20 protein-coding genes and 1 tRNA gene are annotated in these 23,566 nt (G+C 59.0%); 9 read left to right on the top strand and 12 right to left on the bottom strand.

Features of this window, described 5'->3' with window-relative positions; translation table 11 throughout:
• The first annotated feature begins 18 nt into the window (after positions 1-18).
• Entirely contained in the window at positions 19-1,191 is a 1,173-nt protein-coding gene (locus KT882_RS02595; RefSeq protein ID WP_228894284.1) for an ATP-binding response regulator, read from the top strand.
• Here KT882_RS02595 and tnpC read toward each other — a convergent pair.
• From tnpC to tnpA (KT882_RS02580), 3 genes are read right to left on the bottom strand one after another with little or no spacing between them, the layout of a single operon-like run.
• Positions 1,177-2,778, bottom strand: coding sequence for an IS66 family transposase (tnpC, locus tag KT882_RS02590; RefSeq protein ID WP_228894283.1), 1,602 nt, complete (start codon positions 2,776-2,778; stop codon positions 1,177-1,179). The genes KT882_RS02595 and tnpC overlap by 15 nt on opposite strands.
• Before the next feature lie 55 nt (positions 2,779-2,833).
• Positions 2,834-3,175, bottom strand: a complete 342-nt coding sequence (tnpB, locus tag KT882_RS02585) for an IS66 family insertion sequence element accessory protein TnpB (protein ID WP_228896526.1) — start codon at positions 3,173-3,175, stop codon at positions 2,834-2,836.
• Positions 3,175-3,468 (bottom strand): IS66 family insertion sequence element accessory protein TnpA, encoded by a 294-nt coding sequence (gene tnpA, locus KT882_RS02580; protein WP_228894280.1) that lies wholly within the window; start codon positions 3,466-3,468, stop codon positions 3,175-3,177. The genes tnpB (KT882_RS02585) and tnpA (KT882_RS02580) overlap by 1 nt, the downstream gene beginning before the upstream one ends.
• A gap of 293 nt (positions 3,469-3,761) precedes the next feature.
• Here tnpA (KT882_RS02580) and KT882_RS02575 point away from each other — a divergent pair, with 293 nt between their 5' ends.
• On the top strand, positions 3,762-4,688 hold the full coding sequence (locus KT882_RS02575; protein WP_228894278.1) for a Shedu immune nuclease family protein: 927 nt from the start codon (positions 3,762-3,764) through the stop codon (positions 4,686-4,688).
• Here the strand turns inward: KT882_RS02575 and tnpB (KT882_RS02570) are convergent.
• The gene (gene tnpB / locus KT882_RS02570; RefSeq protein WP_407682032.1) at positions 4,685-5,041 is read right to left on the bottom strand and encodes an IS66 family insertion sequence element accessory protein TnpB; all 357 of its coding nucleotides are present in this window, start codon (positions 5,039-5,041) and stop codon (positions 4,685-4,687) included. The two genes, KT882_RS02575 and tnpB (KT882_RS02570), sit on opposite strands and share 4 nt — an antisense overlap.
• Positions 4,998-5,471, bottom strand: coding sequence for an IS66-like element accessory protein TnpA (gene tnpA / locus KT882_RS02565; protein ID WP_228894277.1), 474 nt, complete (start codon positions 5,469-5,471; stop codon positions 4,998-5,000). The genes tnpB (KT882_RS02570) and tnpA (KT882_RS02565) overlap by 44 nt, the downstream gene beginning before the upstream one ends.
• 65 nt (positions 5,472-5,536) lie before the next feature.
• On the opposite strand from tnpA (KT882_RS02565), the gene KT882_RS02560 reads away from it, so the two are divergent.
• A complete protein-coding gene (locus tag KT882_RS02560; protein WP_228894276.1) occupies positions 5,537-5,773 on the top strand; it encodes a hypothetical protein in 237 nt (78 codons plus the stop codon).
• 326 nt (positions 5,774-6,099) lie between these two features.
• Here KT882_RS02560 and KT882_RS02555 read toward each other — a convergent pair whose 3' ends face one another.
• Both KT882_RS02555 and KT882_RS02550 read right to left on the bottom strand, forming a co-directional pair.
• A complete protein-coding gene (locus tag KT882_RS02555) occupies positions 6,100-6,405 on the bottom strand; it encodes a hypothetical protein (protein WP_228894275.1) in 306 nt (101 codons plus the stop codon).
• An 85-nt stretch (positions 6,406-6,490) separates the two neighbouring features.
• Entirely contained in the window at positions 6,491-7,246 is a 756-nt protein-coding gene (locus KT882_RS02550; RefSeq protein WP_228894274.1) for a hypothetical protein, read from the bottom strand.
• A 274-nt stretch (positions 7,247-7,520) separates the two neighbouring features.
• On the opposite strand from KT882_RS02550, the gene KT882_RS02545 reads away from it, so the two are divergent.
• From KT882_RS02545 to KT882_RS02530, 4 genes are all read left to right on the top strand, one after another.
• On the top strand, positions 7,521-10,199 hold the full coding sequence (locus KT882_RS02545; protein ID WP_228894272.1) for a DDE-type integrase/transposase/recombinase: 2,679 nt from the start codon (positions 7,521-7,523) through the stop codon (positions 10,197-10,199).
• Positions 10,196-11,329, top strand: coding sequence for a TniB family NTP-binding protein (locus KT882_RS02540; protein ID WP_228894271.1), 1,134 nt, complete (start codon positions 10,196-10,198; stop codon positions 11,327-11,329). The genes KT882_RS02545 and KT882_RS02540 overlap by 4 nt, the downstream gene beginning before the upstream one ends.
• Positions 11,316-12,689, top strand: coding sequence for a TniQ family protein (locus tag KT882_RS02535; RefSeq protein WP_228894268.1), 1,374 nt, complete (start codon positions 11,316-11,318; stop codon positions 12,687-12,689). Before KT882_RS02540 ends, KT882_RS02535 begins: the two co-directional genes overlap by 14 nt.
• A 561-nt stretch (positions 12,690-13,250) precedes the next feature.
• Positions 13,251-13,511 (top strand): helix-turn-helix domain-containing protein, encoded by a 261-nt coding sequence (locus KT882_RS02530; RefSeq protein WP_228894266.1) that lies wholly within the window; start codon positions 13,251-13,253, stop codon positions 13,509-13,511.
• A gap of 163 nt (positions 13,512-13,674) precedes the next feature.
• Here the strand turns inward: KT882_RS02530 and KT882_RS02525 are convergent.
• Positions 13,675-13,750: transfer RNA gene (locus KT882_RS02525), tRNA-Arg, on the bottom strand.
• Between the two features lie 212 nt (positions 13,751-13,962).
• On the opposite strand from KT882_RS02525, the gene KT882_RS02520 reads away from it, so the two are divergent.
• On the top strand, positions 13,963-14,511 hold the full coding sequence (locus KT882_RS02520; RefSeq protein WP_161074410.1) for a c-type cytochrome: 549 nt from the start codon (positions 13,963-13,965) through the stop codon (positions 14,509-14,511).
• A 118-nt stretch (positions 14,512-14,629) separates the two neighbouring features.
• On the opposite strand, the gene KT882_RS02515 is transcribed toward KT882_RS02520, so the two are convergent.
• The 4 genes from KT882_RS02515 to KT882_RS02500 all read right to left on the bottom strand — a co-directional run bounded on the left by KT882_RS02515 (position 14,630) and on the right by KT882_RS02500 (position 21,753).
• Positions 14,630-16,672, bottom strand: a complete 2,043-nt coding sequence (locus tag KT882_RS02515) for a M13 family metallopeptidase (RefSeq protein WP_407682040.1) — start codon at positions 16,670-16,672, stop codon at positions 14,630-14,632.
• Positions 16,673-16,821: 149 nt separating this feature from the next.
• Complete coding sequence (locus KT882_RS02510) at positions 16,822-18,870, bottom strand: M13 family metallopeptidase (protein WP_161074412.1); 2,049 nt, start codon at positions 18,868-18,870, stop codon at positions 16,822-16,824.
• A 17-nt stretch (positions 18,871-18,887) separates the two neighbouring features.
• Positions 18,888-21,089, bottom strand: coding sequence for a TonB-dependent receptor plug domain-containing protein (locus tag KT882_RS02505; RefSeq protein ID WP_228894264.1), 2,202 nt, complete (start codon positions 21,087-21,089; stop codon positions 18,888-18,890).
• Positions 21,090-21,180: 91 nt separating this feature from the next.
• Positions 21,181-21,753, bottom strand: a complete 573-nt coding sequence (locus tag KT882_RS02500; RefSeq protein WP_161074414.1) for a hypothetical protein — start codon at positions 21,751-21,753, stop codon at positions 21,181-21,183.
• Positions 21,754-22,064: 311 nt separating this feature from the next.
• On the opposite strand from KT882_RS02500, the gene KT882_RS02495 reads away from it, so the two are divergent.
• Positions 22,065-23,510 carry a S41 family peptidase gene (locus KT882_RS02495; protein ID WP_161074415.1) on the top strand — a complete coding sequence of 482 codons (1,446 nt, stop codon included), beginning with the start codon at positions 22,065-22,067 and terminating at the stop codon, positions 23,508-23,510.
• Positions 23,511-23,566: the final 56 nt, after the last annotated feature.

Genomic DNA, 23,566 nt, shown 5'->3' with positions numbered 1-23,566 from the left:
CCATAACGGGGAGAATCAATGAACTCTATTCCCTCAGCCGCTACGATCCTGGTGGTGGACGACGACCCCATACAAATGCGGCTCATTTGCGATACTCTACAAGATTGCGGTTACGTCACTGACGGTTTTACCGATCCGCTCGTAGCGTTAGAATCGTTAAAGAAAGTACATTATGAACTGATGATGATCGATCTGGTCATGCCTGTCATGAACGGGATCGAGTTGATGCAGGCGGTCCATCGGTGCGATCCGGATATTGGGTGCTTAATACTGACCGGCGTTGCGTCGATAGCGACTGCAATCGAAGCATTGAAGCTGGGGGCAGTCGACTATGTAGTGAAGCCGTTTGACTTGCGCGTGCTACAACCAGCTCTTCAGCGCGCGGCGCACTTGCGGCAGGCGAAGATCGATAAGACTGTCGCCACACTTGCACTAAAGGCAAGTCATGAGTCACTTGCTGAATTGAACCAGCAGCTGAGGGTCGCCCAAAAGGCCGCCGACCAAGCCAATAGAGCTAAGACCCAATTTCTTGCTCAGTTAAGTCACGAAATACGCACCCCACTAAATTCCATCCTTGGCTTCGCCCATATTCTGAATTCAGAGTCAATGCCGACGACGGCACCACAGAAAAAACAGTTCGCTAAAAATATTCTTAGCTCCTCACGCCATCTACTCAATCTGGCCGACGAGATCTTGGACCTTGCCAGCGTTGAGTCGGGAAAGCTGAAGCTATCCATGGACAGGCAGCAACTTAAACCCATCGTCGACGAATGCGCTGGCGTAATTGCGCCCCTCTGTGCCAAGGACCAGATCACCTTAATGGTTGATGTACCAGACGCCCTGCACATTTTCGCAGATGCCAAACGACTCAAACAAATTCTGATAAATCTGCTGTCTAACGCAGTAAAGTACAACCATTCAACCGGTACTATTCATCTTACCTGTTATGCTAATGCAAATAACTTGGTGACAATCGACGTCGCTGATAGTGGTGACGGCATTCCCAAATCTCAATTGAAGAGGCTTTTCAGACCATTCGAACGCCTAGGCCAAGAGCAGGGGCGGATACCCGGTACGGGCCTGGGGTTGGTTATGGTGAAACGCCTAACTGAGCAGATGGGGGGGCAGGTGACCGTCACCAGTGAACCGTCTAAAGGGAGCACTTTCTCAATTTCCTTATGCAGTAGCTAGCCGTCCAACATCGTCTGTACATAAACTCGTTTCACAAGTGGCTCTTGCTTCTGCCACTGCCGTTCTTGTGGGAAGCAGCGAATCTATCTGGCTGTTAGGGCACGTCGGAAGGCGCTCCAATACATCGGCCAGCCAGCGTGCTGGATCAAGTCCGTTTAGCTTGGCGGTAGCGAACAGACTCTGGATGGCTGCGGCGCGGCGGCCGGCGCGTTCCGATCCGGTAAACAGCCAGTTCTTTTTGCCGATGGCAATTGGACGTATGGCGTTCTCGATCGGGTTGTTATCAATCGGAAGCAAGCCCGAACCGGCATAGCGCTCGAGCGCCGGCCAGCGCTTAAGCGCGTGTTCGACGGCCTTTGCCGTGCCGCTGCCGGCGGCGACGGCGTTTTTGGTTGCCAGCAACCATACGCGTAGCTCGACCAGCGCCGGCACCGCCAAGCGCTGGCGTAGCGTCAGCCGGCGCGGTGGATCGAGGCCCGCGCCTTGCTGCTCAATCACATACAGTGCCGCGATACGCTGTAGCGCCTCGTCCGCGACAGGGCTGCCATTAGCGGAGTACACGTCGAAGAATTTGCGCCGGATATGGGCGAGGCAAGCCAATTCTATGCGACCGTCGGAGAACAGCGACTTGTAGCCCGCGTAATCGTCCACCATCAGATGGCCGCGCCAGCCCTGCAAGAAGGCGCGTGAATGGACGCCGGCACGGCTGGTCTGGTAGTCGAACACGACGATAGGAGGGCCGTCGTCGTGTACACCGGAACGATAGGCCCACAGATAGGCGTGGCGCGTCTTCCCGCTGCCAGGAGCGAGTTGGCGAACGGGTGTTTCGTCGGCGTGCAAGCACGCGCGCTGCCGCAACAGTTCGGTGAGCCGGTCTGCAAGCGGCTGCAAAGCCACCCCAATGCGGCCGATCCACTCGGTCAGCGTTGACCGCGCCAGTGGCACGCCCTGGCGCGCAGCGATCTGCTCGATCCTGTACAACGGCAGATGGTCAAGATATTTGCAGGAGGCGATCCACGCCAGCAGGCCCACTGCGGCCATGCCACCATCGATGACGGCCGGTGGGATCGGTGCGGCCGTCACTGTCTCGCACGGACGGCAAGCGTACTGGGGGCGAATGTGGCGATGTACGAAGAAGCGTGCCGGCTCCACGTCCAGCTGCTCGCTGACGTCCTCGCCGATTTTAACCAGGTCGGCGCCGCATTTCCCGCACTGGCACGACTCGGGCTCGTGGCGGTGCTCGATGCGCGGCAGTTCAGGCGGCAGCGCCTGGCGGCCGGCGCGCCGGCGTTGGCGCTTGGCCGGCGCCTGGCCTTTGAGCTCCTCCTCGATGGCGGCCAGGTCCGTGTCTACCGTCTCCTCGAACAGAAGGCGTTGCACGCCGACGAGCGCCTCGCTGGCCTTGCCGAAGCGGATACGGCGGCAATAGGCTAGCTCGTGGGTCAGCGCGGTGATCTTGAAATCCTTCTCTGCCAGCAGCGCGTCGCGACGCGTCAAGCCGGCTTGCTGCTGCGCGAACAGCGCCTGCACCTGCGCCAGCAGGGCCGGGTCGATGTCGGTGCGGGCGAGTTCGTTGAGCGGGTCCATGGCGCGACAGTTTACCCGGCGTGGTCGACGTTTACAAGGGAAACAGTTTACGTCGTCACAAGCGCCCCTGGGCCGGTGCTGGTGCCGACAGGCGCTGCCAGTCCACGCCGGCGACCAGCCAGCGCCATTGTTCCGTGCTCATCTGCAAGCACGCATCGTCCGCCTGTGGCCAGACGAATTGGCCACGGTGCAGACGGCGCAAACACATCCACACGCCGGTGCCGTCCCAGCACACCAGCTTGAGGCGCGTGCGGCGGCGGTTGGCGAACACGTAGGCCGTGCCGTCGCACGGCGGTCGCCCAAGCACCTGCTGTACATGCAACGACAAGCCGTCAATGCCGGTGCGCATGTCCACCGCCGCCGTCGCCAGCCAGATCGCATCGGCCGACAGCTCCATCACAGCGCGCGCATCAGTTCGGCCAGCCAGCCGGCCGGCACGTCGCCCGGCAGACTCAACGTCCAGCCGCGCTCGTTGCGCAGGCTGATCGCCGCAGGTGCCGGCGCAGCGGGCGCCAACCGCACCGGCAACAAGCCCGGCATGGGCGGCGACTTGGCCAGTCGCCGCACCCAATAGCCTACCTGCCGAATCGGAAAGCCTTGCTCGGTGGCGTATGCACGCTGCGATAGCCCGCTGACCCGCCACTGCGCCACGCGCTCTTCCCACATCTTTTTCCGGTCCTTGTTTGACACCTTCCACCTCCTGCAGTGATCTAGGCGATAGTTTGGTGGTACCGATTAGGAATTCATAGATGGGACGGCTGGACGCTTACACTAGACATTCCTGCAGGACGGAATGGACGAAATGCAGTGCGCAGTTTGAACGTAAGCGTCTGCTCAACGCCGTCTTGATTGCTGCAGAAACTTGAATCGGTGACCGCATCACACCGCTGGGATAGGGATCCGACGCGCCATCTCATGTGGGCCATTTTCGATATAATTTGCTATACATCAAGATGAGCTAGGCAGCCAAAGTTGGAGAGCGCATGGGACGAATGGCCGAAGAGTATGAAGAGCAAATGCAGGTTGAGAGCCGCGTGGCGTTCGAGCGCGCGGAATCTGCGTATTTTGCTTTGGAGGACGTAGGGCTTACTGAAGTCGCTGACTTTCTCAGCCGAGGGGGGACGCTGGCCCAACTCGACAAATCCGACCTGCTCTCTGTAGTTGAGCGTCTAGTGGCCGAACCGAAGCTCGGGCAAGCGCTTCGCCTAACGCAGGTTCAAGCCGAAGACATCACGGAGTTGAACCGCCGCAAACTTGCACTGGCAGATTTCGAGAAACTTCTAACAGACAAGACTTATTTCGATTCTCGTCAGGACAAGCTGAAGGCAAACGCTCGACCGGAAGACGTCTGGCAGGACTTCGTCGAGAGCAACACATGGGTTCTTGGATATGGCCTCAACTACGTGCTCAATGCTCCGCTGGAAGGACAAAGGCTAGAGCAGGTGGTCAAAGGATATGACATTGCCACCTCTGGTAAGCGAGTGGATGCCTTACTGAAGTCGCAGGGCCTGGTAAGCAGTCTGTCGTTCGGCGAAATCAAGACGCACAAAACGCCGTTATTAAAGAAGGTTGTTGACCCGTATCGGTCAGAGGCTTGGCAAGTGTCAGACGAGGTAACGGGCGCAATTGCTCAGTTGCAACGGGGCGTGCAGAAAGCGCTTTATTCGTTGAGCGAAAGACTAGAACCCAAGGACCGTTCCGGAGAGCGCACTGGCGAGAAGCTGTATCTCTATAGACCGCGCTCCTTCCTGCTGATCGGTTCGCTGTCAGAGTTCCAAGGGGAAGTGGACATTAACGAGGATAAATTCTCATCGTTTGAGCTCTTTCGGCGCAGCCTCTCGAGCCCGGAAATTTTGACCTTCGACGAGTTGTTTGAGCGTGCGAAGCACATCGTCGCAGTCTCGAGCTAAAACAGGATCGCCGCCGCCGTGTCGGACTTGCGCGACAACGTGTCGAGCGTGGTGCGTACCGAACCGTTGCTGGCCTGCAGCCAGATGAAGCGGCCACGCTCGCGCCGCTTGGCCAGCAGGCACAAGCCATCGCCGGTCCACCACAGCAATTTAATGAGGTCACCGCGCCAGCCACAGAATACAAACACGTGCCCGCTGAACGGATCCCCTCTAACGCCGTCTGCGCCTTTGCAGCCAGGCCATTGAAGCCGGACCGCATGTCGGTGGTGTCGCCGGCGAGCCAGACCTTGGTGCCGGAGGGCAACCCAATCATCGCAGCACCCGATCCAACACTTGCGCCAGCGTAGATGCATTCGGCTGGCCTTCGATCCGCAACTGTACCTCGCCCTGCTCCAGCACAATAGTGCCGTCGGCCTCGGAAGTGGCGCTACCCGGAGCGGGCGTCGCTGGCGCCAGGACCACTGGCAACAGACCATCGTCAAGCATCAACGCAGACACGCCAAGCCGCCCCTGCTCATAAAGTCGGCGCCAGCTAAATACTTGGCTGGCGTTGACGCCGTGATTGCGCGCAATGCGCGCGGCTGAGGCGGCCGGTTCCAGCGACAGCGCCACCAATGCATGCTTGAACTCCAGCGGGTGCTGGCGGTAGTGGCCGCGTGCATTCTTGGAAGTGATCGGTTGAAAAATTGTGTCTATAATCGAAATTTGTGGGCACAAATGCTGTGCCAAAATTTCATCATGGATGACGCTGCTCAGGCAGTCCAGACGGCCTTGATCAGACACTTACGTTTGAACCAAGGATGGCCCTGGAGTGTCGTGGGTCAAGTACACTTTTAGGGGAATAGATTATGGAAATGCCAGTTGTGAGTACTGGGCAGTGGGTAAAGGTCGGTGATATTGACGGACTAGTTTTAGCAGTTTCCGCTGATGGTTTAGAAGTCGGTTATTATCAAAATAAAATAAAAACAATCAAAGAATCAGTCGTTTGGCGGGATGGTCAATGGTGCTTTAAATATTCTGGCCCTTGTGGTAGCTATTTACGGGGCGAGGAAGAGGATAAAGTGAAACGTGGTCCAAGGGGTTAGGGTGCGGAAGTTGGTGATTCAACACGCAAACAAACGCCCTTTCTCCTCGCAGCCCACCAGGCTGCACTTGTAGTCGTTGTGAACTATTAGTACATGACCAGGTTTTTTCGACATCGACAAGGCGGTCGAGCTGATCCGCCGCGCTGGGGCGAGAGGCCGCGCGAGACCAGCGTAGAATCAGGACCGGCGGAAACGCCGGCCCCCACGCTCCTGATCCTTCCTCGTAACTTCTAGCAATCCTTTTCGGCGCTAAATAGCAGCGCATTACTATATCATAGCCAACAGACTCCATTTGATGCATAAACGTTTTATCCGTCGCAGATTTTTTACAGCGAGCCATTAATTAACTCATTCGTTGCTCTCAAAATCTCTTTTAAGTATCGCGATTCTTCGGCAGAGCCGTCAAAACATGGAGCCATCAAACATGCCAGCCCGGCAGCAGCGTCAAGCAAGAGTTCAAAACGGCTTCCATCAAAATCTTGAAACCTGACTTCGATTAAATTTTTATGCAAACGGCGAATACTCACTTTACGGCACAGTTTTCCGCTACGCAGCAAAGTTGTTACCGCAGGCTGATTTCCCAAAGCGCGTTCGATCAGCTCGTAGTTTTCCACAGGGTAGGACTGTTTCATATGAATTCCAATAATAGAAGATTTTTCACTATCTCATGGAATTCCGTTAGCGCAAGTCCATATCCCAACGGCCTAGCGATAAATTCTAAAGATCCAGCCCAGCATTCCCTTCAATAATTCCCAAATGCTTGATATAGCTAATATATCGAGCTCTTTCATGACGGTCGTATTTAACTAATCGATCAAGAACTTCCTGTTCCAAGGGAACGAAATCAAAAAACAGGCTGATACAATGCAAACCGTCAAAGTCCAGTGGACTTGGGTTTTTCCCCGCATAATAGCGTTGCAAATATGTTTTTAGGAATCGAACCCAGCATTCGTTGCTATTATTACTACTGAAGGTTACTTCCTGCAGGGGGCTAGCGACTCTGGTAAATGCCGGATCAGAAATGTATGAGATGATCGGATGACACATCCTATTTTCATTGGCCTGCGCCCATGATTTAAGCGCCATGACGTACTGCCGTTCATCTTGAACCAATTCGGCTTCACGTATTAGTATCAATATGACTGCCATCCCATAAATACCATTGTTCGGATCGGATATCATTTCCACTGCTTCTTGCAAGAACTGGGCACTTTTCCCCGACCCGCCTATACGACCGAACTTTGCCGTGCGCCGCAAACTCGGAAACACCCAAGGCGGCAATGTGTCAATCGTCCTGTCTAATTCTTCCCAACTATAGGCCCGGTTCTCGAGCAACTGCCAAAACCCTGCATAAAAGTACTTCGCCGCGCCTGGCACCATCATTTCAATTCGCCCAATTCGTTTACCCGACGGCACAACTAAGCCACGCGCGTAGCGATCCCACATTCCCTCCCACTTGCCGTCGTCGCCCAACCTTGCCTCCAGGTCTCTCAGGGATCTAACGCCAGCTCGAACTCCAACGGCCGCCGCCCAGAGACAAACCTGCCAGCGTGCAAGTGTCCACTTCTCTGGCCGTCCAGGCCCCCTGTTTTTCTTCAAAATTTTCACTATTTGTTTTTAAAATCAATGGTTTAAGCAAGATATTATATCCCTACTTGCAACCGCAAGTTGGCAGGTTACCTTGTAACTGTGACTAACACAGGAAAAACCGTGTGCGGCAAGGTACCGGACGGTTGGGAGGAAAAATATGTTAAACGAAGAGCAATTGAACCGACTCATGGACAAGCTAGACGTGCCCGCTAGAGGCCGAGCGATCATTCAGGAAATTCGCAGCGGCAACCCGTCACGCAACGTGGAGGGTAAAGCTGGAAACGTTGCGTGCCGATTTCCCAGCAAGAAGATGGGCTGCACCATCCAGGCGGAGAGCCACCGGAATGAACTTGCCGCCATTTACCTCTGGGAGCACGATCCTGAGACTTATGAGTATTACGACCAACCACCGCAACTGAAGATGAGCTACGTGAAGGCCAACGGCAAACGCGGTGCCCACATCACTACACCAGACTTCTTTGTAATTCAGGAAGACTTCATTGGCTGGGTCGAGTGCAAGACAGAAGAATGGCTGCTAGAAAAGGAAGCTGATCAGTCATCGCTATTCATCCGCGGGGACTCGATGACGTGGCAATGCCCGCCCGCAGCCGAGTACGCAGCTCTCTTTGGCCTCGGCTTCCAGCTGCGTTCATCAGCACAAAATCCGCAGCTCTACATTCGCAATCTGTCGTACTTATCAGACTATTGGGGCGCCGCCCCGTCAAAGGACGCCTTAAAGGCACTGCCGGAGCTCAAGTCCCTTCTCGCTACAGAAAAGCGCCTGCGAATTGTAGAGCTCCTTGATGAGCATCGGGTCGATGCTGATCTTTTGAACTATGCCGTCGCGAACGACGAGCTCTATGTAGACCTGTTCAATGAACTTATGTCAGAGCCCGACCGTACGTACGTGTATGCATCCCATGAAACGGCAACAGTTTTCAAGGCCAGCAGAGCACCGACGCTGGCGGGCCTTGTGCTACCGAGTGTAAAAGCGTTGCATCTGGCCCCTGGCGCGACCTTAACGTGGGCGGGCGCGGCGTTTTCAGTAAGGACTGTTAGCCCAGATCATGTAATTCTTCAATCATCTGATGGAGAAGCCATGAGCATGAAGCGTGAGCAGCTGGAGCGATTGTCGAAAGCCGGAGAAATTCGCGCGGACCAAATGCTGGTAGACACTGCATGCATTCTTTCCGACCTGTATCGCAAGGCCAGTTTAGGCGACCTAACCGAGGCGGCAAATCGCTCGAGCATACTGGATCCTGTTGCTGCGCATCCGCCGCCAAACAGAGTCAGTGGGCGAACGCTTCGCAATTGGAAGCAGCGGCAGCGTGAAGGCGAACTGAAGTACAACGACCCGGTCATCGGCTTGGTGCCGAGGATATCCGCGCGTGGAAATCGCCAACGCAAACTGTGCGACCGCGTCATCGAAATAATGCGCGACGTAATCTCGACCGAGTATGCCAGCGCTGACGCAAAGAGCGTCACTGTCTGCTGGGGGCACGCCCGCAATCGATGCGAGGAGGAGAATCTGATACCTCCGAGCGAAAAGTCGTTCCGTCGAGAGATCAAGCTTTCTATGTCCGGATATGACCTTACCCTTGCTCGCGAGGGCCAGCGAGCCGCCTATTCCCAAGAGCCAGTGCAGTTCCACTTGGATCGTTCAAGCCCGAGACACGGTGAGCGCCCCTTCGAAATCGCTCACATCGATCACACACAACTCGACCTCCAATTTGTGGGATCTCAGTTCGGGGAGCTACTGGCAAAGCCTTGGTTGTCCGTAATGCTTGACGCCTACTCCAGGACAGTACTTGCCTTCGTTTTGATGTTTGATCCGCCCAGCTATCGCACATGCATGGTGTTAATGAGGGAATGCTTACGTCGGCACAGCAGAGTACCATCGACCATCGTTGTTGACCGCGGGTCCGAATTTGTCAGCATCTACTTTGACGTCTTCTTGGCTCGCTTCGGCATTACCAAGAAAAGTCGCCCACCGCAAAAAGCCCGCTTCGGATCGGTCATGGAACGCTTTTTCGGCGTCAACAACACCCAGCTCGTGCACAACCTTCGCGGCAACAATAAAGCCCTGCAAAAACCTCGGCAGATGGCAGACACGCACGATCCCCGAAAGCGCGCAGTATGGACCCTTGGAGAATTTCTGCCAAAATTCTCGGACTATGTCTATCGGCTCTATGGTGAACTGGAACATCCTGCGCTAGGTGTTAGCCCTAACCAGGCCTTTTCCGTGAGCATGGCACGTACAGGGCTCCGCTCCATGCGCCTGATCCCCATCACAGACGAGATCGAAATGGCCTGCCTACCGTCAACCAAGACTGGCTACGCCACGATTATTCCCGGTAAAGGGGTGAAAATTGGCTATCTGTACTACCGCCATGCCTTAATGCGAAATCCGGCAAACGCGCACGCTAAAGTGTCCGTACGGTACGACCCATTTAATCTCGCCACTGGTTACGCGTTTATAGAAGGTCAGTGGAGGCTTTGTGAGTCTGAATACGCCGGCCTCTTCGAAGGAAGAACCGAGCGTGAAATCATGATTCTTGCGTCCGAAATCAATGGAAAGAATCGACGTACCGACGAGCGCCGTGCGACCAACGCTCAGCAGATAGCAAGATTTTTGCAGAGCATGGATCAGACTCAGGCCAGCCTGTTCCAGCAACGTAAGGATGCAGAGCAACGCAACGCTTCGGAACAGCGACAACAAACCCATACAGATGCTGGCGCAAAGGAAGACGAAGATGCGCAGGCCCCGTGGCCCGACGACGCCCAGGATATGTCATGGGCATCGATCAAAACCGTTCAGCTAGGAGAATTCGAATGACTAACACCCAGCATTTTCCAAGTGAACTACTGACAGCACCTATCGCTGACCGCATCGCCTATTTCGAGAATTGCACTATCAAACATGCGATGCTCGAAGATGTATCGAAACAGACTGAGCAAGCTCTGTACGGTCATGCCTCTCCGAAGGTCATTATGCTTGCCGGCCCGACGGGCGTAGGCAAGACCACGTTGGCCTCCACTCTGTACCGCCGAATCAGCAAACAATTCGAGGAACAGATGAACAACGAGAGAGATTTCATGCCCATCCTACAAGTGAACGCGATCGCGCCTACAGCGGCATCGTTCAGCTGGAAGGACTTCTACGTTCGAATTCTTGAGCGGGCGCGCGAGCCATTGATTGATCGTAAAGTTACCGCCCCTCATCAGCTGAGCCTCTTTCCGGACGAGAGGCAAAATGTGGTTAGCGATAGAGCCGTCGCTGACACCCTGCGCCGTGCGGTTGAACTTTGCCTACTCCGACGCCGGACACGGTACCTCATCATCGACGAGGCGCACCACATCCTCATGGTTAATAACCCCAAGCGCCTTGAGTTTCAGTTCGAAGCACTGAAATCATTGGCCATTGAAACCAAGGCGACGATCGTGCTGGTCGGGACATATCGACTACTCGATATCCGCGATCAAAGCGGTCAGCTGGTACGCAGAAGTGAAATCATCCATTTCCCTCGCTACGATCACCGGAAGCAAAAAGAAAAAGTCGGTTTTGTCCAGGCGCTGAATACCTTGGCAGGACGGCTACCGCTAAGCGAATTCCCTGATCTTCAAGCGAACGCAGACGAGTTCTATATACGAAGCGTTGGCTGTGTAGGCATCCTGAAAGACTGGCTGTCACGCGCATATGCGCGACACCTGGAACTGAACAACAAGCTTTTCAACTGGGACTTCATCCAAGGCTTCGCGCAGCCCGTCAAAGCTCTGGAAACTATTACCGCAGAAGCGCTGCTTGGCGAGGAAAAGGTTCGGGACAAGCCTATAGCTGACCTGATGAACTTGCTCCACTTCGGGGTTCCGCCCGAAGGTGAAAAGAAACCTAAAAAGCGCGGGACAGTGGTCGGAAAGCGCTTGCCTGTACGCGATCCGGTGGGAGAGGCATATGCGAGCGCCTAATCCTCCACCCATTGCAGAGGCTGAGTTCAAAATCTGTGAGCGCAGTGTGCTCTACAATCTGGAGCCCAAAGACGTCGGCACGCAGCATCAGGAATCTCTCCTATCCTACCTGGTCAGGCTTGCGCGCGCTCACTCCCTGAGCCCACGCGACCTCGTCAAACACGTGCTTGCGGCCCAAGACGGACAGATCAAGGGCCTCGTCTATAACAGCTTCTATGCTGAGTACTCGGGCCCGATTAACGGGTTAGGGACTTACGCTGAACTGTTCGCGCGGATCCTCAATGCACTCACCTCCAGGGGCGATCTTCAAAATCTTACGATGCTTCCATGGGACGGAATCATTCCGGCGCAAAGTGAGGGCTTTATTGCTAGGTGCCCGCGCTGGTGCCCGTTCTGCTACGGAGATCAACTGCGAAAGGACCGCGAGACGCATACGCCACTGCTATGGTCGTTGGCGCCATACAAGCGCTGCGTCGTGCACGGTTGTCGCCTCGAAGATCGGTGCCCTGAATGTGACAAAGTGCAGCCATTCATTCCGCGCATCGCCGAGGCGGCCATGTGCAGCAAATGCGGCGCCTCGCTGGCTCGACGCAGCGTAGAGACAGATGTAAAGGAAAGGCACCCTGTCGCGCCAGACAGCGAATCTCTGAGCTGCGAAGGTCTCCTTGCGGCAATGATGAATCGCCATGCCAATATCTCGTCAGTAGTAACCCACGAGCGGCTTTGCCGGTCTCTTAGAAGCATCCTCGACGAGGTTTATCTAGGAAACCGTGCACGTCTATGCCAGTCCTTGGGCTGGAACGCCTGGGCATTAAACGGATGGCTCAACAAAGGGCAAAAGGTGAGCCTTCCAAAGCTCCTCCAGTTGAGCCAGTGCTTTGACGTCGACGTGGTTGATCTCTGCAGTGGAAACTTGGATCCAGGAAGCTTGCGATTGGCCAAACTTGATCGCCCCGTCGTCCGTGTCGTTTCTCGCGCACCTCGTCCGCAGCTAACGGCCCAACAACGGAAAGAATACAGCGCGGCCATGGAAAAACGGATTGCAAATTGCACGGCCCCGCCGCCACTTCACAACGTTGGGCACCCGTATGGGCTTGGACGCAGCGCACTGCGATACTGGTTTCCCGACCTAAGCAGACGCATTTGCGAACAACGTATCAATGGGCGAAGAATCAACGCTGAAATCGCTGCCGCCGGCCGCGCCAAAATTGTTGCCGACGCGGTCAGCGTCCTGGTTAAAAGCGGCCAGCATCCAGCGCGACGAAAGGTAGATGCCGAGATCAGGAAATATGGCCTAGCGCTTGCGAGACCCGAAGTCTTTCGCGAATACAGCCGGGCGATAAACGGCCAGGCAGAATGATGTGTACGACCATTCCAACGGCGCGCGTTCAAGGTCACGCGCCGTAGTTCTGGTGCTGAAATTGACCGTTGTCTACCGAGTACCCTTTATCTTCGCGATGAGCCAGCCGAGCTGGTTGTAGCTTGCGCGAACGATCCTCCATAGAACATATGCCAAGTAGCCTGCAAAGGCCCATTGAAACCAGTTCTCGTGGAATTTGAATGCATTGGCCAGCGATGCTGCGACGAGGAACATTACAGTCAGCCAGACGTGCCCACTCCAGTGCATCTCCCCGCCGGTGACGTACATGCAACATCCGCAAATGGGACACAGATGCTGCGTTTTCATATACCTGAAGGGGATGCTGGACTTGTAATGCCACAGCCTAGGGGTAACACGGGAGTGGCAGCCTCCACATTTGACGGTAGTAGCCATATTTGATGATGTCGCGGGCGCCGACGGCCCCAAATCTAGTCGATATTGCCAATATACAAGTCAAGCGGATAAATGTCACTTATAGTTTACTTTTAGACTCTCATAGTTTGTAGACTGTATAGTCTGTGTGACGGATGCTTAAAGGCTATGAAAAAGCCCGCCGCACACCTGTCTCCACGTGAAATCTTCGGTGGAAACCTGCGTCGGCTCCGACGTTTAAAGGACTTGTCGCAAGAAGACTTGGCACTCGCCGCTGACCTGAGTCGCGTCTATGTAAGCGAAGTGGAGCGCGGCCTTAGAAACGTTTCGATCGACAACATGGCCCAACTAGCAGATGCGCTGGAAGTAGAGTTGAAGGAACTCGTTGATCCCGACATGTTCCAGGCAATGCAGAAGAAGATAGGCTAAGAGCCCGCTGGTCTAACGGCCATAGACCTTAGAGATCAAGCAGCGGTCCATGGCCGGCGGCAATTGGAAGCATAACTTTGCCACTGCTTTTTGGAAGCATATCCTTGCCAAACGGCTAGGTTATGGTTCCAGTTACAAAATCATTGATTTATATAGAAAAAACTGGTGCGGCTGGCGGGGATCGAACCCACAACCCTTGGCTTCGGAGGCCAATACTCTATCCATTGAGCTACAGCCGCGTAGGAGGGAACTTCGGAGGTGACAGAAGGATACCGGGTTTCGTCTTGTGCGTCCATGAAAAGTGTCGCTTTTGCACCGTTCTGCCTCCACAGGCAATCTTTTGAGACTATAATCGCCCGTTTGGCGAGCAATTGCGCTTCTACACCTGCATGCAAAACCGATAACGTAACGCCGACGCAAGTTTCGACATTTGTTTGTTATTAAGGAAATCATGAGCGACGCACACAACCACGAATCCGCCATCAGAACGCCAAAACAGCTCGCAGCAGCAGTGATCGGCTTCTTCCTCATCACTGTGCTCGGCATCGCCTTGCTGGTGCAATTCGTTACCGCAACTAAACTAACCGGCGCCGGGACGGAAAGCCAGTCGGCCGAGGCCATTGGCAAGCGACTGCAGCCTGTGGCCGACGTGGGCTTTACGCTGAAGGATGCGAACGCGCCTAAGGTGCTGCAGACCGGCGAAGCCATCTACTCCTCGACTTGCGCGGCTTGCCATGGCGCCGGCGTGGCCGGTGCGCCTAAAGTGGGCGACAACGCAGCCTGGGGCGCCCGCCTGGCCCAGGGCCAGGATACGGTGGTGAAGCATGCGCTGGAAGGCCTGCGCGCCATGCCTGCAAAAGGCGGCAACCCGGATCTGGATGACGTGGAAGTGGCGCGCGCCGTGGTGTTTATGGCGAATAAGTCGGGCGGCAAGCTGAAGGAGCCTGAAGTGCCGGCGGCTCCGGCTGCGGCGGCTCCTGCCGCTGCGCCCAAGGGCTGACAGGCGGCGGGTTACGCTGCGCTAACCCGCCCTACGATCGATACGATACGCCGGGGGTTTGGTACCGCCCCCCAAAAAAAACCGCTCGAATCATCGAGCGGTTTTTTTTCGTGCTTGCTTACCAGATGATGACGCGCTCTTTGGGAGCCAGGTACATCTTGTCGCCCTGCTTGACCTTGAAGGCTTCGTAGAAGCCCGGCTGGTTGCGCATGGTGCCGTTGGCGCGGAACTGGCCCGGCGAGTGCGGGTCGGTCTTGATGCGGCTGATCATTTCCGGATCGCGCATCTTGCTGCGCCATACTTGCGCAAAGCCCATGAAGAAGCGCTGGTCGCCCGTCAGGCCGTCGATCACCGGCGCCGGCTTGCCTTTCAGCGACAGCTTGTAGGCCTTGTAGGCAATCGCCACGCCGGAATTGTCGGCGATGTTCTCGCCCAGCGTCAGCTCGCCGTTCACGTTGTAGCCAGGCAGCGGGCTGAAGGCGTTGTATTGCGCCACCAGGGCCTTGGTCTTGGCTTCGAAGTTCTTGTGGTCGGCTGCGCTCCACCAGTCGCGCAGGTTGCCGTCGCCGTCGTACTGGGCGCCCTGGTCGTCGAAGCCGTGGCTGATCTCGTGGCCGATCACGGCGCCGATGCCGCCGTAGTTCACCGCGTCGTCCGCGTTGGCGTCAAAGAACGGCGGCTGCAGGATGGCGGCCGGGAACACGATCTCGTTCATCTCCGGGTTGTAGTAGGCGTTCACGGTCTGCGGCGTCATGCCCCATTCGTCGCGGTCGATCGGCTTGCCCAGCTTGCTGATTTCCTTGTCGTAGTCGGCCTGGCGCGAACGCTGCACGTTGCCCACCAGGTCGTCGCGCGTGACCACCAGCGCGGAATAGTCGCGCCATTTGTTCGGGTAGCCGATCTTGGTGGTGAACTTGGCCAGCTTGGCTTGCGCCTGCTTCTTGGTGGCCGGGCTCATCCAGTCCAGCTTGTCGATGCTTTGCTTGTAGGCCACCAGCAGGTTCTTCACCAGCGCTTCCATGCGCGCCTTGCGCTCGGCCGGGAAGTGCTGCTCGACGTAGACCTTGCCGACCGACTCGCCCAGCGCGTTTTCAATCACCGACACGCCGCGCTTCCAGCGCGGACGCATTTCCTTGGCGCCGCTCAGCACGGTGCCGTAGAAGGCGAAGTTTTCGTCGACGAAGGCTTTCGACAGGTAGGTCGCGTTGGCGCGCACGGTGTGCCATTGGAAGTAGGCTTTCCAGGTCTCCAGCGGGGTGGCCGCCAGCAGTTCACTGAAGCCTTTCAGGTAGCTAGGCTGGCTGACAATGACGTAGTTCACCTTGCCGGTGATTTTCAGCGCGTCCAGGTAGGCGTTCCAGTCGTAGCCCGGGGTCAGTTCGCCCAGCTTGGCGACCTCGACCTTGTTGTAGGCTTTCACCGGGTCGCGCAGTTCCACTTTGCTCCACTGGATCTTGGCCAGCTCGGTTTCCAGCGCAATGATGGCCTTGGCCTTGGCGGCGCCGTCGGCGTCGCCGGCCAGCGTCAGCATCTTGGCGATGTGCAGCTGGTACTTGGCCAGCGTGTCGGCCAGCTTGGCGTCGTCTTTTTTCAGGTAGTAGTCGCGGTCCGGCAGGCCCAGGCCGCTCTGGCTGAAGTCCACCACGTATTTGGTGGAGTCCTTGTTGTCCTGGTGGATGCCGAGGTCGATGGGGGCGCTGGCGCCGGTCTGGTTGTTGTGGGCGATCAGCGCAGGCAGCTGCTTCTTGTCGCTCAGCGCGGCGATGCGGGCCAGCTGGGCTTGCAGCGGCGCGGCGCCCAGCTGCTCCAGCCTGGCTTCGTCCATATACGACGCGTAGTAGGCGCCGATGCGCTGCTCGTCCGCGCCGGCGTTCTGCTTGGCGGCGGCCTGCTCAATGATGGCGCGCAGCTGCGGCTGGATGTCGTCGTGCAGCTTGGCGAAGGCGCCCCAGTTGGACTTGTCGGCCGGGATCTCGGTGGTGGCCAGCCACTTGCCGCTCAGGTGGGTGAAGAAGTCGTCCTGCGCGCGCACGGCGGGATCGATGTATTCCACGGCAATGCCGGAGGTCAGCTTGCCGCCGGTCGGGCTTTTGGCGGCGTCGGCGGCGCCGGCCAGGCCGGTTGCGCTGGCCAGCAGGGCCAGGGTTAATGCACTCAACAAATGTCGTTTCACAGCGATGCTTCCTCTCGAATAGGTCTGGTTTTATGTCCGGCTCGTGACCGGGATTTTTACTCTAGCACAGAGCCTTGCGGCAGATGACAAAATGACCACAAGTAGTGGCCATTTTGTCGTTTCCGATTACTGAAGATTTACCAGATGATCACGCGCTGCGCCGGCGCCAGGTACATCGGGTCGCCTTCCTTCACGCCGAACGCTTCGTAGAAGCCGGGCTGGTTCTTCATGGTGCCGTTGGCGCGGAACTGGCCGGGCGAGTGCGGGTCGGTCTTGACCTGCTTGATCTGCGCTTCTTCGCGCATCTTGCTGCGCCATACCTGGCCGAAGCCCATGTAGAAGCGCTGCTCGCCGGTCAGCTTGTCGATCACCGGCGCAGGCTTGCCGCCCAGCGACAGCTTGTAGGCCTTGTAGGCCACGGCCACGCCGGAGTTGTCGGCAATGTTCTCGCCCAGGGTCAGCGCGCCATTGACGAAGTAGCCCGGCAGCGGGCTGTAGCTGTCGTACTGCTTGGTCAGCGCGTCGGCCTTGGCCTGGAAGTTGGCGCGGTCACTGGCGCTCCACCAGTCGCGCAGGTTGCCGTCGCCGTCGGACTGGCTGCCCTTGTCGTCGAAGCCGTGGCTGATCTCGTGGCCGATGACGGCGCCGATGCCGCCATAGTTCACCGCGTCGTCAGCGCGCGCGTCGAAGAACGGCGGCTGCAGGATGGCGGCCGGGAACACGATCTCATTGGTGGTGGAACGGTAGTAGGCGTTCACGGTCTGCGGCGTCATGCCCCATTCCTCGCGGTCCACCGGCGCGCCCAGCTTGGCCAGGTTGCGCTTGTAGCCGAACTCGGCGGCGCGGCGCATATTGCCGGCCAGGTCGCCCGAGACGATGGACAGGCCGCTGTAGTCGCGCCATTTGTTCGGGTAGCCGATCTTGGTGGTGAACTTGGCCAGCTTGGCTTGCGCCTCGCGCTTGGTCTCGGGGCTCATCCAGTCCAGGTTGTCGATGCTGTCCTTGTAGGCCGCCATCAGGTTTTTCACCAGCGCTTCCATGCGCGCCTTGCGGTCGGCCGGGAAGTACTGCGCTACGTAGAGCTTGCCCAGGCCTTCGCCGATGGCGCCTTCCACCACGCGCACGCCGCTTTTCCAGCGCGGCTCCTGCACCGTCACGCCGTTGATGACGCCGCTGTAGAAGGCGAAGTCGGCGTCCGAGAAGGCCTTGCTCAGGTAAGGCGAGGCGTCGCGCAGCAGCTGCCACTCGAAGTAGGCCTTCCAGGTGTTCAGGTCGGTCGCTTCGGCCACTTTGGCAAAGCCGGCCAGGTAGCTCGGCTGGTTGACGATGATGGTGTCGGTCTTGGTGGCGATGCCGGCCTTGCCCAGCGCGTCCTTCCAGTCATAGCCCGGCGCCAGCTCGGCCAGCTTGGCGATCTCGGTCTTGTTGTAGCGCTTGACCGGATCGCGGTTGTCGACCTTGGTCCACTGCACTTCGGCCAGCGCGGTTTCCAGCGCCATGATGGCTTTCGCGTCCTCGGCGGCGTTCTTGTGGCCGGCCAGGGTCAGCAGTTTTTCGATGTGGGCGACGTATTTTTCGCGCACGGCGGCCAGGCGGGCGTCGTCCTTCTTCAGGTAGTAGTCGCGGTCCGGCAGGCCCAGGCCGCTCTGCGCGATGCTGGCGGCGTGCTGGGTGGAGTTGCGCGCGTCCTGGCTGATGTAGACGCCGTACGGCACCGCCACGCCGATGCGGGTCAGGTGGGCGATCATGCCCGGCAGGGCCTTCTTGTCCTTCAGGCCGCGAATGGCGCTCAGCTCGCCGGCCAGGGGCTTGGTGCCCAGCTTTTCCAGCGCCGCTTCGTTCATATAGCTGGTGTAAAGGTCGGCGATCTTCTGCGCCTCGGTGCCCTGCTTCTGCTTGGTCTTCTGCGCGTCTTCGATCAGGCCGCGCAGCTGCGGCAGCGTGTCGTCGCGCAGCTTGGCGAAGGAGCCCCAGCTCGACTTGTCGTCCGGGATCTTGGTCGCTTTCAGCCAGCCGCCGTTCAGGTGGGTGAAGAAGTCGTCCTGCGCGCGCACGCCGGCGTCGATGTACTGGGTGTCGATGCCCGAGATCGGGGCCGACGACGGCGCAGGGTGGTCGCCCTCATGCGCGTAAGCTTGGGTTGCCATCAGACCGATGACCAGGGTGCTCAGCAAAGTACGTTTCATCAACTGCTCTCTCCTCGTTAGAATTTGGTTTCCAGGCGCGCAGTCCACACTCGGTAAGTGGGGTTGAGCGTCGTGGAACGTTGCGACAGGCCATTAGTGTAGACCAGGTTGCTGCCGGTGGCGTCGTCGGCCAGCAGGTTCGCCGCCGCCAGGCGCAGCTGCGTCAGCGGCGTCATCTTCCACAGCACATGCGCATCCACCACACGCTTGCGGCTGCTTTCCACCGTCTGGCTCAGGCTGCTTTGCACACGGATCGCCGGGGTCCAGTTGTAGCTGGCGCCCATGGACAGCGGCAAATCCTTCATGCGGTAGTCCAGGCCCAGGTTGGCGGTCTGTTTCGGCTGCTGGTCCAGGCGGTTGTCCGGGCCGGGCACGCCGTCCACGCGCGACCAGAAGCGGCTGTAGTTGCTGCGGAAATCAATCGCGGGCGCGTCGTCCATCAGCTCGGCGAGCTGGAACTTGGCCTCCAGCTCCACGCCCTTGGTGCGCGCGTGCGCCACATTGCCCGGCGTGGACACCCAGCGCGGGCCGGCGCTGCCGGGCTTCAGGCTCAGCTCGCGGCGGATCAGGTTGTCGATGTCGCGCACGAAGCCGCTGGCGCTGACGATGCCGCTGCGGCCCAGGTAGTGTTCGAAGGCCATGTCCAGGCCGGTGGCCAGTTCGGGCTTCAGTTCCGGATTGCCGGTGCGGTCCGGGCGCGTGGCGCTGTTCAGGCGCGACAGCACGGGCAAGGCGATCAGGTCCTGCACATTGGGCGACTTGTAGCTCTTGGTCAGGCTCATGCGCAGCTGGTCCTTGCCGGCGCCGGGAATGCGGTAGACACCGTGCAGCAGCGGGCTGAACACGGAGCTGGTGTTGCTGACCGTGCCGGCGCTGCGATCGCTGGTGGTGCGGATGCCTTCCCAGCGCGCGCCCATGTACACGCCCCACTGCGGCGTGATGTCCCATTCGTCCTGCGCAAACACGGCCACGCGGCGGGTGTCGGCGGTCAGGTTGTCGCCCGAATCGTCGAACTGCGCGTTGCCGTTCTTGTCGGTGCCCACCTTGGTCTGCTCGCGGCGGCTGGTTTCCACGTCCCAGCCGGCCGCCAGCAGATGGCCTTCGCCCAGCGGCGAGCTGTATTTGCCGCCGGTGTTGAAGCCGCGGTCGCGCGTGCTGTCGGTGTCGTGGAAGCGGTCCAGCAAGACGCCGGCGGCGTTGAACTGGTTGCGCACCGCGTCGCTGTCGCGCTTTGCCAGGCCCAGGCCGAACTTCACGTCCAGCTTGGCCGCGCCCTGCAGCTTGTGCAGCCAGTTGCCGAAGCCGCGCATCATGGTGGAACTGGCGTGGGTCTGCGACAGCGCCAGGTTGTATTCCGGCGGCACCGCGCCGGCCAGCTGCGCCAGGTTGCTGCGCGCATCGGTGTCGCCCCGGCTGGCCATGATGAAGGGCTGGAAGTTCAGCGTGTCGCCATTGTCGAACTTGTAGGACAGGCGCGGCGTCAGGTGCAGGTTCTCGCTGCTGCCGCTGCTGTGCTCTTCCACGTTCTGCAGCTTGGTCACGTCGCCGTCGTCCTCGGTGTCGCGGATGACGGACTCGCCCAGGTCCTTCTGGCGGTTCTTGCTCAGGCTGGCGGACAGGGTGTAAGTCAGGCTGCCCGCCTTGCCCGGCAAGGTGAGGGACACATTGGGCGTGTGCAGATTGCGCTCGTAGCTGTCGGCCAGCTTGAGCTGAATGTCGCGCTGCTGGTAGCCGTCGCGCAGGATCACGTTGATGGTGCCGGCGATGGCGCGGGTGCTGTTCTCGGCCACCGGGCCGCGCATCACTTCCACGCGCTCCACCTGGTCCGGCGACAGCGACTCCAGCGAAAAGCCGGCCGGCGCGCGCTCGCCGTTGAGCAGGATCTGCGTGTAGCCGCTGCCCAGGCCGCGCATGCGCACGTCGCCGCCCCGGCCGGGACGCCCGCCGCCCAGCGTGACGCCGGGCAGGCGCTTGAGCACTTCGCCCAGGGTGGTGTCGCCGTTGCGGTCCAGCTCCTCGCGGCCGAAGACCTGCTTGCCGGCGGTGGAGTTGCGGCGCTCGGCCATGTCGTCCTGGCGGCCGCCGCTGATGGTGACTTTCTGGATGTCCTTGCTGTCTTCCTTGGCGGGCTGGACTTTTTCCTGGGTTTTTTCCTGCGCGCTGGCGTTGAGGTGGGCGCCGATTAAAGCCAGGCAGGCGAGAGGAATCAATTTACGCATGCCTGCATTTTAAGCGGCGGAAACCGCAGCCGTCCCCGCCGGCGGCCGCTTTTTACTTTTCGATACAAGCCATACAACAGCAGGACCGGCCCTAGCGGCCGCCGGGACCGCCCTGCCCGCCCATGCCGCCTCCCATCCCGCCGCCCATGCCGCCCTTGCCCTTGTGGCCGCCGCGCCCTTCGCCGCCGCCCTCTTTCGGACGCTCGCCGCGTTCGCCGCCGCCTTCCACGCGCTGCATCTGCTCGGCCAGGAACACCGCCACCTGCCTGCGCTGGGTTTCATCCAGGGCATCATTGACATCCAGCCACCATGCGCGCAGCTGCTTCTCCTCCGCCGCCGACGCGGCCGCCTCCGCCTCCAGGCCGCCCGCCAGGTCGCGCAATTCCACGTCCTTGCCGTCCAGCGCCGGGCGCAGCGCGGCCTGCATGCGTTCACGGCGCGACTTGCGCTCGCGCAGCAAGGCCTTGGTGCGGCTCTCGGTCTGCTGCCACAGCGTGGCCTGGTTGGTGGTCAGGTTCAGCTCCTTGCGGAAGTCCGTCGCCATGGCCAGCAAATCCTCGGCGCGCATATCCATGACCGGCACGGCGAAAGAAGGCACAGCGAAAGCCAGCGCGGTGGTGAACAGCAGGCCGCGCGCGTATTGGGAAATCAGGTTGCGTGTCATCGGGTCTCCGGACAAAAAAAAGCCCACGCAGGGTGCGCAGGCCAAAAAACCACTACAGGGTTGAGAAGAACTACCAACCCAGTGTAGGGCGCGGATTTGCGCTCTTCCCGGACTCTTACAATTCCTTACGGTCGTGAACGCGGCCTTAACAGAAGGGATAAAAGCGCAATATTGGCGGCCTATCATGCTGTGGTGTAAAACGCCGTAAAGACGAGATAAATTACGGACGAGCTACGCAGCTTGCCGGAAATCAGGTTTATACTGTTTTTGCGCGCAGTAGGATGACTGCGGCAGCTAGACACAGGTGAAACATGGGCAAGAAACTCAAAAATACCGGGCTGGTTGGCCTGGGTGTCGTCGCCGGCATTGCTGTCTCCCTGCAATTCTCCGCCATGGCCCAACGGCCTGCCGACCCGGCCCTGCCGCTGGAAGAACTGCGCCAGCTGGCCGACGTGTTCGGCCTGATCAAGTCCGACTACGTGGAAGCGGTGGAGGACAAAAAGCTGCTGACCGAAGCCATTACCGGCATGGTCGCCTCGCTCGATCCGCACTCCGCCTACCTCGATAAAAAGGCCTACGCCGAACTGCGCGAAGGCTCGCAGGGCAAGTTCGTCGGCCTGGGCATCGAGATCGGCCAAAGCGAAGACGGCTACATCAAGATCGTGGCCCCGATCGAGGATTCGCCGGCCTACCGCGCCGGCATCAAGGCGGGCGACCTGATCACCCGGCTCGACACCACCCCGGTCAAGGGCCTGAGCCTGGACGACTCGGTGAAGAAGATGCGCGGCGAGCCGCACACCAAGGTGTCGCTGACCATCCTGCGCAAGGACGAACCGGAACCGCTGGTGTTCCACATCACGCGCGAAGAAATCGTGCAGAAAAGCGTGAAGGCGAAAATCGTCGAACCGGGCTACGCCTGGCTGCGCGTGGCGCAGTTCCAGGAGCCCACGGTGGACGACCTGGCCGCCAAGATCACCGAACTGTATAAGCAAGACCCCCATATCAAAGGCCTGGTGCTGGACCTGCGCAACGACCCGGGCGGCGTGCTGCAAGGCGCCATCGGCGTGGCGGCGGCCTTCCTGCCCAGGGACGCGGCCATCGTCTCGACCAACGGCCAGCTGCCGGACTCGCGCCAGACCTTCTACGGCCGTCCCGAGTTCTACGCGCTGCGCAGCGAAGGCGACGCGCTGTCCAAGCTGCCGGCGGCGATCAAGAACGTGCCGATGGCCGTGCTGGTCAACACTGGTTCCGCCTCCGCCTCCGAAATCGTGGCCGGCGCGCTGCAGGACTACAAGCGCGCCACCATCATCGGCAGCCAGACCTTCGGCAAGGGTTCGGTGCAGACCATACGCCAGCTCACGGCCGACACCGCCGTCAAGCTGACCACGGCGCGCTACTACACGCCGAACGGCCGCTCCATCCAGGCCAAGGGCATCACGCCGGAACTGCTGGTGGACGAAAACGCCGACGGCGACGGCCTGAACGCGCTGCGCATGCGCGAAGCGGACCTGGTCAAGCACCTGTCCAACGACCGCGAGCAGGAAGCGGCCAAGACCAAGCGCGACGAAGCCGAAGAACAGCTGCGCATCCTGGCGGCCGAGCGCAAGCGCAAGCCACTGGAATACGGCAGCGGCGAGGACTTCCAGCTGCAGCAGGCGCTGAACCATCTGAAAGGCCTGCCGGTGCAGCTGGCCAAGCAGGAATCGAAGCTGGTGCAGGTGGTGGACCCCGCCGCCAAGGACCCTATGCGAAAATAAAGTCCGTTTCCACGGCAATCCGGCAAGCTGCGGCGTCCTTGGGGCGCCGTTCTTCA

Source organism: Pseudoduganella aquatica, from assembly GCF_020865585.1.
Taxonomy (GTDB): Bacteria; Pseudomonadota; Gammaproteobacteria; order Burkholderiales; family Burkholderiaceae_D; genus Rugamonas; species Rugamonas aquatica_A.
This window is presented reverse-complemented; position numbering and strand designations above follow the sequence as displayed.